Origin of the sequence: Kaistia soli DSM 19436, from assembly GCF_900129325.1 — a bacterium.
Taxonomy (GTDB): Bacteria; Pseudomonadota; Alphaproteobacteria; order Rhizobiales; family Kaistiaceae; genus Kaistia; species Kaistia soli.
In genome coordinates, this window is the sequence record NZ_FQUP01000008.1 from 82,731 (window position 1) to 96,497 (window position 13,767).

The 13,767-nt window shown below is 61.4% G+C and carries 10 protein-coding genes, 1 tRNA gene and 1 pseudogene; 5 read left to right on the forward strand and 7 right to left on the reverse strand.

Annotation, left to right across the window (positions count from 1 at the left end):
• Positions 1 to 157: 157 nt before the first annotated feature.
• Together BUB39_RS23075 and BUB39_RS23080 are read right to left on the reverse strand one after the other, a co-directional pair.
• Positions 158 to 553, reverse strand: a complete 396-nt coding sequence (locus tag BUB39_RS23075; RefSeq protein WP_073058417.1) for a VOC family protein — start codon at positions 551 to 553, stop codon at positions 158 to 160.
• Positions 554 to 567: 14 nt separating this feature from the next.
• A complete protein-coding gene (locus BUB39_RS23080; RefSeq protein WP_073058418.1) occupies positions 568 to 1,311 on the reverse strand; it encodes an SDR family NAD(P)-dependent oxidoreductase in 744 nt (247 codons plus the stop codon).
• Positions 1,312 to 1,443: 132 nt separating this feature from the next.
• Here BUB39_RS23080 and BUB39_RS23085 point away from each other — a divergent pair, with 132 nt between their 5' ends.
• Positions 1,444 to 2,337, forward strand: coding sequence for an AraC family transcriptional regulator (locus BUB39_RS23085; RefSeq protein WP_073058419.1), 894 nt, complete (start codon positions 1,444 to 1,446; stop codon positions 2,335 to 2,337).
• 200 nt (positions 2,338 to 2,537) lie between these two features.
• Here BUB39_RS23085 and BUB39_RS23090 read toward each other — a convergent pair whose 3' ends face one another.
• The gene (locus BUB39_RS23090; RefSeq protein WP_073058420.1) at positions 2,538 to 3,440 is read right to left on the reverse strand and encodes a LysR family transcriptional regulator; all 903 of its coding nucleotides are present in this window, start codon (positions 3,438 to 3,440) and stop codon (positions 2,538 to 2,540) included.
• Between the two features lie 132 nt (positions 3,441 to 3,572).
• Here BUB39_RS23090 and BUB39_RS23095 point away from each other — a divergent pair, with 132 nt between their 5' ends.
• Positions 3,573 to 4,631: an aldo/keto reductase gene (locus BUB39_RS23095; RefSeq protein ID WP_073058421.1), complete on the forward strand. Its 1,059-nt coding sequence runs from the start codon at positions 3,573 to 3,575 to the stop codon at positions 4,629 to 4,631.
• A 346-nt stretch (positions 4,632 to 4,977) separates the two neighbouring features.
• Here BUB39_RS23095 and BUB39_RS23100 read toward each other — a convergent pair whose 3' ends face one another.
• Positions 4,978 to 5,733, reverse strand: coding sequence for an alpha/beta fold hydrolase (locus BUB39_RS23100; RefSeq protein ID WP_073058422.1), 756 nt, complete (start codon positions 5,731 to 5,733; stop codon positions 4,978 to 4,980).
• On the reverse strand, positions 5,730 to 6,776 hold the full coding sequence (locus BUB39_RS23105) for an isopenicillin N synthase family dioxygenase (protein WP_073058423.1): 1,047 nt from the start codon (positions 6,774 to 6,776) through the stop codon (positions 5,730 to 5,732). Before BUB39_RS23105 ends, BUB39_RS23100 begins: the two co-directional genes overlap by 4 nt.
• A 518-nt stretch (positions 6,777 to 7,294) precedes the next feature.
• Between BUB39_RS23105 and BUB39_RS23110 the strand changes: the two genes are divergently transcribed.
• Together BUB39_RS23110 and BUB39_RS25065 are read left to right on the forward strand one after the other, a co-directional pair.
• A tRNA-Leu gene (locus tag BUB39_RS23110) sits at positions 7,295 to 7,379 on the forward strand.
• 675 nt (positions 7,380 to 8,054) lie between these two features.
• Positions 8,055 to 8,528, forward strand: a pseudogene (locus BUB39_RS25065) (transposase); the annotation flags it as partial.
• Positions 8,529 to 8,607: 79 nt separating this feature from the next.
• On the opposite strand, the gene BUB39_RS23120 reads toward BUB39_RS25065, so the two are convergent.
• Positions 8,608 to 9,738 carry a type 2 periplasmic-binding domain-containing protein gene (locus BUB39_RS23120; RefSeq protein WP_073058425.1) on the reverse strand — a complete coding sequence of 377 codons (1,131 nt, stop codon included), beginning with the start codon at positions 9,736 to 9,738 and terminating at the stop codon, positions 8,608 to 8,610.
• Positions 9,739 to 9,748: 10 nt separating this feature from the next.
• Positions 9,749 to 11,638: a hypothetical protein gene (locus BUB39_RS23125; protein ID WP_073058426.1), complete on the reverse strand. Its 1,890-nt coding sequence runs from the start codon at positions 11,636 to 11,638 to the stop codon at positions 9,749 to 9,751.
• Between the two features lie 699 nt (positions 11,639 to 12,337).
• Between BUB39_RS23125 and BUB39_RS23130 the strand changes: the two genes are divergently transcribed.
• Positions 12,338 to 13,762, forward strand: a complete 1,425-nt coding sequence (locus BUB39_RS23130; protein WP_073058427.1) for an NADH:flavin oxidoreductase — start codon at positions 12,338 to 12,340, stop codon at positions 13,760 to 13,762.
• Positions 13,763 to 13,767 lie beyond the last annotated feature (5 nt).

Sequence of the window (13,767 nt, forward strand, 5' to 3'; positions counted from 1 at the left end):
GCCTCTTGAATGCAGACATCTCTGGCGAGGGTGCCGGCCGCCGCTTTGCGCCATGGGCCTGCCAGCTACGATCAGGTCCAGCCCGTGCGCCTGGGCGTTGGCGGAGGCCATGCGACCGGTGTAGCCGGCTGCGCCATAGATCATCAGCTTCGTCATGTCAGTGCTGCCAACTCTTGTAGGTAAACTCGAGGCTGTATCCGTCGGGATCGAGCACGTTTGCGGCGTAGTAGCGGGGGTCGTAGTAGAGCCGGGCCCCGGGCCGGCCGTTATTGGTCGCTCCGGCCGCCATGGCTGCGGCGTAAGCGGCATCGACTTCGGCCTGCGAGGTGGCAACAAATCCGACATGGGCGGCTGCGCCCTCGACGGTGCCGGGACGAAGCCAGAAGAAGATGCGGTTATTCGCTCCGAAGCCCTTGAGATCGGGATGGCCAGGCGGCCCATCCTTCCCGTCATAGTCGACCCGTTGTGTGATCCCGAGCGGGGCGAGGGCCGCCGTGTAGAAGGCGACCGAGCGACCGAGATCGCTGACCGAGAGAAAGACATGATCGAGCACAGGCGCTCTCCTGTTCAGATGATGTAACCGCCTGCGATCTCGATCGACTGCGCGTTGACCCAGCGGCTATCGTCTCCGAGCAATCCCGCGACGGCGGCTCCGACGTCGTCCGGTTCGCCTACGCGGCCGAGCGCGGTCTGCCCGGCGAGCAGAGCCTCGAATTCGTCGTTGAGACCGCCACCGAGATCGGTGCGGATCGCACCCGGCGCGATCGAATTGGCCCGAATGCGGCGATCGCCGAACTCCTTCGCCATGTACCGGGTCAGCACCTGCAAGCCGCCTTTGAAGCTGGCGTAGGGCGCGACGCCAGCAGTCGCCACGCGCGCCGTCGCGCTGGCGACGTTCAGGATATGTCCGCCATCGGCCATGATCGGCAACAGGGCCTGGGTGAGGAAGAACGGCCCTTTGAGATGGACCGCATACAGACTGTCGAACTCCGCCTCCGTGACGCTGACGATCGGGTTGAAGACCCCGTAGCCGGCATTGTTAACGAGGCCGTCAAAGTCGGTGCGGCCCCATGTGGCCAATAGCGCTTCGCTTACCGCGTCACGGAACGCAGGAAACGACGCGGTGTCGGCGACATCAAGCTTGAGCGCGACGGCGCGTCCGCGATCTGCCTCGATGTGGGCCACCACGGCGTCCGCCGATGCAAGATTGTTGTTGTAGGTGAGGATGACGCCCATCCCGGCCTTGGCGCAAAGCCGGGCGGCGCTGGCGCCGATGCCCCGGCTTCCGCCGGTGATGATGATAATCTTCATGAGAACCTCTGGGTTGCTGTCGGCCTTTGATTAAACAGTCGCACAGGCAGCCGCTCACGCGATCCTCTTCGATCCATGCCTATTTCTGCTTTTGACTAGGCGCACCGTGCCTTCCGTGAGAGGATGGCTCCTATGGATGCAAACCTTCAGGAGCTGCGGCGTCTGGCCGCCCACGCCGAAAACCGGCGCACCGACACTGGTATTCCCCGCGTTGCGATGGTGCAGGGCTCCATTCCCGAGCACGCGCTCGCGGCGGTCTATGACCCGATGATCAACCTGATTCTCACGGGCTCAAAGACGATGACCGTCGGCGATCGGACGCTTCGATATGATCCCGCGACCTATTTCGTCATGTCCATCGATCTGCCGGCCGTGGGCGCGGTGCATCCGGCTGAGACCGGCGAGCCGTATCTCGCCGTGAGCCTGACGCTTGAGCCGACAATCGTTGCCGGCTTGCTGGCCGACCTGCCCAAACCTGCCGGAGGCGAACTGTACAGCCCAGGCTTCTCGATTGCGCCGGTGACTGACGAATTGCTGGATGCCTGGGTTCGCATGCTACGCCTGATGGAGCGGCCCGGTGACATTCGGGCACTCGCACCAGCCTATGAGCGTGAGATCCTCTATCGTGTCTTCCAGGGACCGCATGGCTGGATGCTGCGCGACATCGCCGCGCCCGGGACGGCACTGTCCCGCATCGGTGTCACGATCCAGTGGATCCGCGAGAACTTCACCAAGCCATTGCGGGTCGAGGCGCTGGCGGCGATGGCATCGCTCAGCGTGTCCGCCTTCCATCGTCACTTCAAGGCGGTGACGGCGCTGAGCCCGCTGCAGTATCAAAAGCGTATACGCCTGCTGCACGCACGGTCCCTGCTGATCGCAGGTGAGGGCAATGCGACCTCTGTTGCCTTCGGCGTCGGCTATGAGAGTGCGACCCAGTTCAGCCGCGAGTATTCCCGCTTCTTCGGTCTGCCGCCATCCAGAGATTCGCTAGAGATCGTTGGCCGAGCTCGTGCCGTGGCCGCCTAGGCGAATTCCGCGTCGAGCGCGCGACCTGCCGTCTTGGAACAGATGACCAACTTCTTCGACGTATAGCCAAGGCGCGCATAGGACGAGAGCCCGCGCAGAAAGACCGACGAAAATGGCGAGCTGCTGGCGCACGCCAAGTTCAACGTCGGCGGTACGATCGTGGAAGGAAGCGCTACGTCCTGGCGTCAGCGCAACCGGCTTCAATCGCCGCTTTCACGCAGTTCCGCGATCACCTGCGCCAGCGCGCTGGCGAACCCGACGATCGGCCGGCGCTCGGGATAATAGAGGCAGAAGCCCGGGCTGGGCGGCATCCAGTCGCCCAGAACAGCGATGAGCCGCCCCGAAGCGACATGATCGGCAATTTCAGCCTCGGCAACATAGGCGAGGCCGAGGCCCGCTAGGGCCGCCCGTGCAATCAGGCCGTGATTGTCGAGACTGAGCGACCAGGGCACATCGACCTGCATCGCCTCGCCGTCCTTCTCGAATTCCCATTCATACGGCGCACCGCTCGGCCATCGGATGCGAATGCACTGATGCACGCTGAGCTCATAGGGATGAACCGGGCGCGGATGGGTCTTGAAGTAGTCCGGCGACGCAACGACCCGGTGGCGCAGACCCTGGTGCAGGGGAACGATGGTCATGCCGGGCGGAACGGCGCTCGCCGCGCGCACCCCGGCGTCGAAGCCTGCCTGCACGATATCAACGAGGCGCCCCTCGGTCACGACATCGACCTTCACGCCAGGATAGCGGCGGAGGAATTCGGTGACGAAGGGAACGAGAATCTGATGCCCCCCGGCGATGGAACAATTGATCCGCAACGTCCCGGTCGGACTGCCGCGCTGGCTGCGGGCGGCCTCGGTCGCGGCGTGGATATCGGACAAGGCTGGCGCGATGGCACGCACGAAGTCATGACCGGCCGCCGTCAGGCTCACCCGCCGGGTCGTCCTGTCGAAAAGCCTCACGCCTAATTCATCCTCGAGCCCGGCCACGGCATTGCCGATAGCCGTTGGAGAAAGGCCCAGATCCCGCGCTGCGGACCGAAAACTGCCACGGCGGGAGATCGCCAAGACGGCTTCGAGTTCGAGGAGTTTCGCTGGTCGCATTATCGCGGTTTCCGTTACTCTGAGATCCGTTTTATCTCAATTGTCGCGACGATCAATTCCTCCTAGTTGAGAGGGCAAGACCCAACGATGGGTCTGCAACGGCCCTGGCCTGTTCTGCGAGGAAATCCTGAAATGACCTTCACGCCCGATGATATTGCCGGCTCGGCCCGCGTGCTGCTGGGCCATTCCGATCTTCTTGTCCGCCCCGTCGGGCTGGGCTGCATGGGCATGTCGCAGTTCTACGGGGCGGCTGATGACGCCCAGTCGACAAGCACGGTCCGCGAGGCCTTGGACGTCGGCATCGACTTCATCGACACCGCCGACATCTATGGCGCGGCCAATATGTTGGTCGGTGACGAGAACCGCGGCTTTGGACACAATGAGCAGCTGATCGGTGGAGCGATCGCCGGGCGCCGAGACGAGGTCGTGCTGGCGACCAAATTCGCCGTCAGGCTCACCGATGACGGCAAGGGCGTGCGCATCGACGGGCATCCCGACTATGTCGCCTCTGCCTGCGAGGCGAGCCTCAGCCGTCTCGGCGTCGAAGTCATCGACCTCTATTATGCCCACCGCCTCGATCCGAACGTGCCCGTCGAGGATACGGTCGGAGCCATGGCCCGACTGGTCGAGCAGGGCAAGGTGCGCGCCATCGGTCTCAGCGAAGTAACAGCCCCCGAGCTTCGCAGGGCCCATTCCGTTCACCCCATAACGGCGCTGCAGTCCGAATACTCGCTGTGGGAGCGCGGCGTCGAGGCGGAGATCCTCCCGGCCTGCCGTGAACTCGGCGTCACCTTCGTGCCGTTCAGTCCGCTTGGTCGATCGATGCTGACCGGTGCGGTTGGCCCCGAGACCCGCTTCTCAAAAGGGGATTTCCGGATCACCGATCCGCGCTTTTCGGCCGAGAACCTCGCCACCAACCTCGGCCCGGTCCAGGCACTCACGGCACTGGCCGTGAACAAGCACTGCCGTCCGGGCCAGCTTGCCCTTGCCTGGCTCCTGGCACAGCCCTTCGACATCGTGCCGATCCCCGGCACCAAGCGCATCGACTATGTGCGCGAGAACCTGGGCGCGACCAATGTGCCCTTGAGCCGCGACGAGATCGCCTATCTCGGTGCCGCCTTCGCTCCGGATCGGATCGCAGGAGCGCGCTACGCTCCGAACGATCCCGGACGGCGCGGCGATGAAGGCTGAAACTGCCGGGAGGTTGAGGTCGATGCTCGAGAATGATGACCCGTTACCGTGCGAGATACAGAGCTCGTTGCGGCGCCTGTAGCTTGGTCGGCATGAGCGTCTGCCCTGGGGAGTCGGCCCAACCAAGCTGAATGGCCGAGATGAGGACGCAAAGCCGCCTGCCGTTTCCGCATTTGCGATGTGCGATTTCAGGCGATGGAAACTCCGATCTCAGCGGCTCAGATGAGGGCGCACGGCCGACTGGCTGTGACCACCCAACCCTGTCGCCACCCCATCGCGTCAGAAACTCCCGTGAGGCCCGGACTCCGATTTCGCTCGTTCGTTCGCCGGTCGCGAAACGGTTGCCTCACGACAAATGGCTGCCGTCAAAATCCAGCAATATGGAGGCCACGCGATCAGGGCAGGACAGTTGCGGCGCATGGTCGGTGTCGATGGTGGCGATTCTCGCGCCCGGCACGAGGCGTCGCATGGTGCGCTGGACGGCGATGGGCACGGAGCGATCCTGCAGGGCCTCGATATAGAGGCGAGGTACCGTCCCCGCGCCCTCGGCGGTCCAGTGCGGCGCGATCATCCAGCTTGTGTTCAGCTGCGCGTTAAGCCGGGCGGCCGCCGCCCGCGCGTCGGCCGGATCGGCGCATTGGAAGAAGATGTCCTCAGCTGCCTTAGGCGGTACCCACGTCCCCAGGCCGTCGGCAGTCGGCCGCAGGAACGGCTCGATGCCCTGCGGAGGCGGCGCGCCGGCGATCCTGCACGCCTCGGGGAACCCCATGCCGCTCGGCAGCATCATGCCGGCAAGATAGACCAGCCCGGCCGCGCTGCCGGGCTGCCGGACGACCAGCCGTTCCGTAACCATGGTGGCGACGATGCCGCCCCCCGAATGGCCGACGACGATAAAGGGTCCATACGTGCCGGCTATCGCCGCCAGCGCATGGTCCACCATGTCACTCACCGTGACGCCGTTGCCATCAGCCCAGGGGGCCCGTCCGGGCAGATCCGGCGTCACGACGGCGTGGCCCGCCGCGACGAGCAGCGGTGCCACGGCATCCCACACCCATCGGCCGGCCCAGGCGCCATGCAGCAGCAGAAAGGCCGGGCGGCTCACGCCTGCCGCCTTCCCGCGGCGAGGACGCGCCCCGCTTCCCGCACGGCGGCCAGGTTCTTGCGGCCCTGGCGCGAGCCGGCCAGCTTGGCGGCGACGTGGTCGCGCACGGTGATGGGCTCGTAGGCGAGACCGTCGCCGAGATCGAGCAGGCTGTCGAGCGTACTGACCACCGCATCGGCATTACCGTCGTGGAAGAAGGCGACAGAGCGACGGCGCCGGATGGTGCCATCGACAACAGGCGGCTTGACCCGATGCAGCGTCGACATCCAGCGGTCATTGGTGATGCGGGCCGTGAGGTCGCCCAAGTTGACGAGCAGTGCGCCTTCGGCCGGCATCACATCGTGCCACAGGCCATCCCGGTCCAGAACCTGTAGTCCCGCAACGCGGTCGGCCCAGAGCACGGTGACGATACCGAAATCGGTGTGCTCCCCCATGCCGGTCAGGTCACCGTCCAGGCTGATGTCGGTTCCCGGCGGCAGGGCATAATTGTTCATGCGCAGCACATCGATGGAATGGTCGGTGATGGCGTCGAAAAAATGCGGCCCCGCCCCCAGCGCATCGGCGAAGATCGTGGTCAGGGTGCGCGCGACCCTTTGGGCCTCGCGGAAATAGCGGCTGACTCGGTCCTCGAAATCCGGCAGGGACGGCCACAGGTTGATGCCATAGTCGCGCTCGTCGAGGGCGAGATGGGGAAAGGACCGGGCTTCTGCCCCGATGTTGAACGCCTCGAAGAAGTCGTTCATCCGACTTGCCGATTCGACGCCCAGGCTCAGCGACAGGGATTCGCTCTTGGGCGGGCTATATCCGCGGTTCGAATCCGGCACCCTGTACTGGTTCTTCTCCTCGAGCGGCAGGCCGAAGAAGTCGTCGAGAGTCGAAGCGAGGCCTGCCTGTATCTCGGGCGCGACGCCATGGCCGACGACCTGCATGAACCCGACCTGCGCGCAGGCGACGTCAAGCGCTGCAGCGACGGCAGCCCGCTCGTCTTCGGAGCGATGCTCGACATAGGCACTGATGTCGATGGTGGGAACGTTGAACGACATGGCACGACTCCTCCTGTGATCCCGGAGGTGTCTGGCCCCAATGGCCGTCGTTGAACTCGGTAGACCCAAACGCTAGCAGATCGACGATGCCCGTCAATCCAGGGCGATCCATTTTTTGCCGAGACCAGAAGCTCGACACTTCAAAAGCCGATGTCCGCTTTCAGAGAAGATTGCGCTTGGTCGGAGCGACCGAAAGGAGGGCGCAAAGCGGCCGTTTGCAATGGCCTGCCGGAAAGACCGCTTCGGGTCATTCTGAGACGCTGGTCTATGCGCTGAGCACCGAAAACGTATTTGGAAAGCTTCGGCCGTCACTCCGCTTTCGGCCAGAATGTTCCGGTTTGTGCGAGGTGCAGTATGGGATGCCACCACAAGCAAGCGTCGGGACGGAGGCGGTCGGCTAAGGGACTGAAAATCGAACAGTGATTGGACACGGCTCCCGCCTAGATATCGTCGCGCTGGTGCTGTATAGGAGCCTCCGGTTATGCTCAGGCGCTTTGCACGCAGGGGCCTGGCACCTTGCGGGTGTGGTGGAACTGGTAGACGCGCCGGACTCAAAATCCGGTTCCGAGAGGAGTGTCGGTTCGATTCCGACCACCCGCACCATCATCTATGAATTGAAGCTGTTGGTGGCCCAAACGACCGGTCTATGCCTCCGTAGACCAGTAATCGATGATTGCAACCTGCGGTTCTGGTGAGTCCACCCTGAAGCCCAGGTGTTCAATACGACAAGCCAGACTTCTAGCTGCCGTCGGTAGACTGTCGGGTCAATGTCCGATGTTCAAGGCTGAAAATCTGCTTCGATATTCGCTGGAGCAGTTCGCAATCATGGCTGATCGCCAGTATCCCCAAGCCCCACCGACTACGCTCTATGAGAAAGCGCCATATCTCGACTTGCGTGATGGGATCCAGCATCGCGGTGATCTCATCCGCGACGATACGGCGGACTGCGGGGGCAAGCGCCGGAGAAGGGTGACTCTCTGCAACTCGCCACCCGACATTTCATGCGGGTATCGATCGTGCCAGTGGCGGGATATTCCGAGCCGCTCGCGGGTCTCGTCATCGGGAGACCAAGCTTCCTCGACGATCCGACCGATGCGCCAGCGCGGATCGACCGCGAGGACAGGCGACTGATGCAAGTATTGAACGGGGTGAAACCCGCGATGAAAGCTCGCTCCATCGACGGAAACCGAGCCGTCCATGGACGCCATGAGCCCGCCAGCAGCCGGCGGGGCCGAGTGCGGTGCGTCATTGGGGAGAACAGCGGTGCTTCGCGGGCCGATGACGGACGACGAATGGGCGTTCTTCGCGCCTTTTCCGCTTGAGAGTGGCGTGCATGGCGGCCGCCCTCCCGCCGATCATCGCAGAGTTCTCGACGCGGTCCTTTGGGTAACCCGCACAGGATCTCCCTGGCGCGATCTGCCCGGCGAACCGGGCAAGTTGAACTCGGTCCACCGACAATATCGCCGTTCGACCGAGGCGGGCGTCTGGGACGTGATATTGAGCGCCCTGGCCGACCGCGAGGCCGCTGACAACACGATGGAAATGATCGATTCCACCATCGTCCGGGCGCACCAGCCAAATCGAGCCGCAAAATCCAGCGCCCCCGTCTGCCGGCAGACCTATGCCAACCGCAACCGCATCGAGTGCTTCCTTAACAAGATCAAGCACCAATACCGTGCCGCGACCCGCTACGATAAGCTCGCGTCCAGCCTCCTCGGCTTCGTTCAACTTGCCACAATCCGTATCTGGATCAGTTCGTCCACACGACCTAGTTCATCACCAGACGGCCGGCGACTTCAGAGGATGAGCCCAACCGCGGGGCGAAAGTCTGTCAGTGGCGTTCGCCGCGCACGCTCCAGAAGAAGATCTCCAGCTTGCGGCTCGGGGAAACGCCGAGAAACGTGTCGCCGAACGCCTTATCGAGGATCGACGGATTAAACACGACCTTCTGCGACATGATCTGGAAGAAGCGGGCGACCAGCAACCGGCGCGCCATGGTGTCGACGGGGCTTTCTCCGGCCATGGCCGGTCGCGTCCGCCCGAACACCGCATAGCGGTCATTGGTGTAGGTACTGGTCCCATTCTCATAGTCGCAGCCGGGGACCATTCTGACATTCGCAGTGATAATCTCGAGGTCGCCGACGAGATAATAGAACTCACCGTCGCAGAACGCCTTGGCCGCGGCCGTATGCGTCTTATAGGTCTGGATACGCGGCTTGAACCCCGGGTCTGCGGGATTGAAGCCGCACGAGTCGAGCTTCACGTCGCCCGGCTTGGGGCTCGGCGTCAGAAAATCGATCATCGGACGGTGGAGTTCCGGCAGTTCGTGCGCGTCAAGCAGCGCCCGGATGCCTTCGGTGGCCGCCGTCGTCCCGCCGACGAGACCAATCAGCGATCTCTTGCGATCGGCGCATATCCTGCCGAGCTGCGGCGCGCCCTTGCGCGTGATGTAGCTGATACCGGTCAGGAAGAGCGGTGGCGAAACACTGAAATCGTCGCGTCGGTCATTGGTGATCGTCGCGGGATCGCAGAGGATATCGAACCGCTTGCCGAGGTCCGCGAAACGCCCGCTTGGCGACGCGCCATCGTTTGCGGCAGCATCGGTTGCCTGTGCCGCCTTGTCGATATCGTAGAAACCAATATCGCCAAACTTCAGATCAACCAGCGGGTCGCCATCCAGCACCATTTCTACGAGAACCGCGTCGCAGATGCGAACCATATAGCCGGTGTAGCCGGCCCGCCGCAGCGGGCCGCGCACCGCATCTGACGAGGCTTCGCCGGGCGGGCTGGATTTGTAGGAAAAGGGTCGGGCGTCACTCCTGACACCGACGCAGAGCCGGGTGCTGGCCCCGCATTCGCCTATCTCCAACGCGCCATCGGTCGCCGCCTGCCCAAAGACCGGGGCGGTCCAGATTAAGGCGGAGAGGCCGAAGAGGATCCGGCTAAGCCACACGGCGCCCATCGACTGTTCCTCAGCGAGCAGCTTCCGGCTCCACGAGACGATCGCCCGCTTCGGTCGTCTCCAGCAAAATGGCAAAGAGAATCATGAACAGCAGCGGCACGGTTGAAAGCATGATCGTGTCGCGAAACTCCAGCGAGAATGGCACGCCCGGGGGCGTACTGGCGGCACCCTCGTAGGAAATGAAGATCACGATGCGCGTATAGACAACATAGATCGCGCCAAAGAGCAGGCTGATGGCGATGGTTGCCATCAAGCGCAGTTGCCGGTGCTTGTCCATGATGACCAGCGCTGCGAAGGCCAGGATCAATCCGGATCCGAACTGAAAAGCAAAGAACACACCGGACTGCTCAAACAAGTCGATGATCTGCGTCTGCGTGAGCCTGAAGCCGACGTCCCAGCCGAGCTGAAGGAATCTGACGGCCGCCGAAGCGAATACGGCGATCAATCCCGACATGAACGACATGCTGAGCAAGGCCAGAAATGGAAAGTGATAAAATCGCCATTCCGTGCGCCAGGACTGCTGTTCGATCCTGACTTCGCGCCCGATCAGCACGAAGAAGACGCCGAGCAGAACGATCAGGCCCGAATGAACCGTGTCCCAAACCGCGAATTTGACGAGATTGTCGCGCTGGGATGCGCGGTAGCGGCTGATGGCCTCGGCTTTTTCACAGTCCGCCCGAGGGCGTGTGCACGTCTTCTTCGCGGAATCAAAGTCCCGTTTCGCCGAAGCGAGCTCTTCGCTGTAGAGGCTCTCATTGCCTGCGGCCTTCCAGCCGGTCCACTGATCATAGAGGGTGAATGTCAGGATCGCACCGACGATCACCGCCACGAACAAGCTGATCCCGAATGCATTCTGCTCGGAGTTGTAGCGCTCCTGAATGCGCCTGACGGTTTTTTCCATCGGCGTTCGCGCGGGACCACTCCCCGTCACCTTGCGGGTCAGCAGATTGCCCTGGCTGAACACCGATCTGTTGTTGCGGACGAAGAACACAGCGAAGACCGCCATGGTGTTCGAACGTGTATTGGCGGACAGGCCGCCGAGATTTGAGAACAGCCCCCACAGTTTCTGCGTGTCGATGTCCGGCGTTCCGTCGCTCAGGGGCGCCGACGCCTTGATCTCGGTTGCGAGTTCGCCGATGGCTGTCCGCAAAGCCGCCAGTTCCGTCTCCAGCTTGGATGATAGCGATGTCAGCTCGCTGATCTGATAGAGCGGAAAATACAGCATGCGGTTGGTGTCGTTTGTCGCCACCGCGAGATAGTCGATCGTCGCCAGGGAATCTTCGATCGAACTGTATTCGCTTCTGATCAGCCTGAAGCGCGGATCGAGCTGGCCATCCTTGAAAAGCGATGCCGTCGCCTCGTGAAACGCCATCACCAGCGGCCCCGGCTGGCGTTCTATAAATTCGGTGTAGGAAACGTCCCTCAGACTTTCAATGACCTTGTAGACGCCGCGCGGAATACCCGCGAGACGATGCGCAAGGCCGCGCATGGTCGCTTCAATGGGTTTGACGGCGCCGATTGAAAGAAACGATATCAGTAGCGCGGAGACGAAGATGGGCTTGCCGTAATTGGTTGCTGACAGAAGGGAAGGATCGGTCACCGCCAGAACATTATCCGTCGCGCCGATCTCATTGCGCGCATTGCTGGCACTGACCAGAAGTTGATAGATCTCAGCGGAGCCAAGAACTACGGTATAGACGATAAGATACATGGCGGAATAAAATGCAAAACCGGCGATCACCTCGCCGGTCGTGCATAAGTTGCGCACTTCAACATCCCTGAGAATCGGGTGCAAGGAGAACGGGTGATTTCCCGTCTGCGAATTGAAATTACGAAAGGCCTCTATCAGCAGTGTCGTTGCACCGACAAGTACAGATCCGATGTAAATCAGATCGTTCATCGTGATGCGCCTGACGGCGCGTGATCACGGGCAGTTCTGAGCGGAGGAATTACAGGGGCCTGCAGATCTTGCTGATTGCGAACTGACCGTGAAGCCGATCGCGACCAAGGCAACGACACCGAGCATCAACACGATTTTGGACATGGACGTCAACTCCCACACCACGATTAATAACCATGCCATAATGGGCGCGTCTCGTCAATGAAGTAATCCATATCCATTTGAGTGGATTACATGGCATCGTGTCGACTACACATAGTTCCCTTAGCGAATCGACATAATCTATTGACGAAACACGTCTTTTGGCGCCGAATCCAAGGTGTTCTTTCCGACATTTCTTAATGGGACGGACAGGCATTCTGGGGCTGCAACAATCATCAGGGGGCAGATTCACCCAGCCGCTCGGCCCCGACGACGAGATCGATCACAAGAGTGCTGCTGATGTTCCAGTGACAAGGCACCGCCGGATCGGTGGCGGACAAATGCCGGCCTACAAAGATCTATCCGACGGATAGATCGCGTGACGTCTTGGTACCATGCGTTGAATCATATGAAAGACTGTCATAATTTTAAACTGTTGCAGCCAGATGTGTTGGTGATATCATAGCCCGTCATTGATACGATAAATACTATCTGCTTTGTCGGAGACTCTGATTTCAAATTATAATCTTGACCACTTTGGCAAGAGGTTTGAATGACATGCCCGCCGACGCCGATTTCTATCATCAAGATAACGCCGATATCATTTTCAACGAATTGCGGTTCAGGTCGCTTTCTGTCAAGAACAGGTTGTTTCGATCTAATATTTCGGGAATGTTCGATGACTACAATGGGCATGGTGGTAATGCACGACTGAACTGGGAAGAGAAGTTCGCGCGCGGCGGCGTTGGCTGCATTATTTCTTCCTTTACGCCGGTATCCGTGCGCGGCCGCATCTTGGTCCGCTATGCGATGATAAACGCGGACGACAAAATTCCGTTCTGGCGGGCGGTCGGCGAGCGCGTGCACCGGCATGACTGCCGCTTCATCATGCAACTCAGCCATTCAGGCCGGCAGCAGGATCTCGGCGGCGTCGAGAATCTCTTCCATCGCGGGCTGAGTTCGACGAACAAGAGCGACTATTTCCATGGATTGCTCGCCCAGCGAATGACCAAGGCGGATATCGCGCTGGTTGTTGAGCAGTTCGCCCAAGGCGCGCGCCGGGCCCGCGCAGCCGGTCTGGACGGCGTGGAGCTGCATGGCGCCAATGGCTACCTCATTACCCAGTTCCTGAGCTCCGGAATTAATGACCGCGACGATGAATATGGGGGCAACTGGGAAGGTCGAGCCCGGTTCGTCCTGGAGATCATTCGCGCCATCCGACGTGAGGTGGGCTCGGACTTCCACTTGCAGATGAAGATCAATGGGGTTGATCATAATGACTGGCTCTATCCCTGGATTCACAAGGGGAATTCGCTCGACGAGACAGTCAAGATCTGTGAGCTGCTTCTGGATGGCGGCGAGGGCGTCGACGCCTTTCATGTCTCCAGCGGCTCCACCTTTCCGCATCCGCGCAATCCGGCCGGAGAGATATCGACGCGGGAGCTCGCGCGCTGGTATGACGGCATGATCTCGCAAGGGACTCGCTCGGGCTTCAACTATGCGATTTTCACCAATCCTCTGACGGCACGACTGTTCGAAGCCTTCTGGCGATGGCGCCGCGGCAAGGTCATCGAGGGCATCAATCTCGGTTACGCGCGGGCGATATCGTCGGCCGTATCGGCCATCGACCCGAGCATCAAGGTGCTCTGCACCGGCGGCTTCCAGCACGCCGACAAGATTGCGGAAGCCATCCGGTCGGGCGCCTGCGACGCGGTCTCGATGGCCCGTCCACTGATCGCCAATAACGATCTGCCCGAAATCCTGCGCGCGGCCAACGGCCCCGAGCCGGGCAAGGAATGCACGTATTGCAACAAGTGTCTGGTGAACGATCTCGAGAACCCGCTTGGTTGCTATGAACTCAGCCGCTTCGACGGTGACAGCTTCGAAGAGCGGTATGAAAAGATGATCGCCGAAGTGATGACAGTATTCGAACCGCCCGCCTTCACTGAGGCGCCGCCCAAAGGCGTCCAAGGGTTGGATTAGGAAAA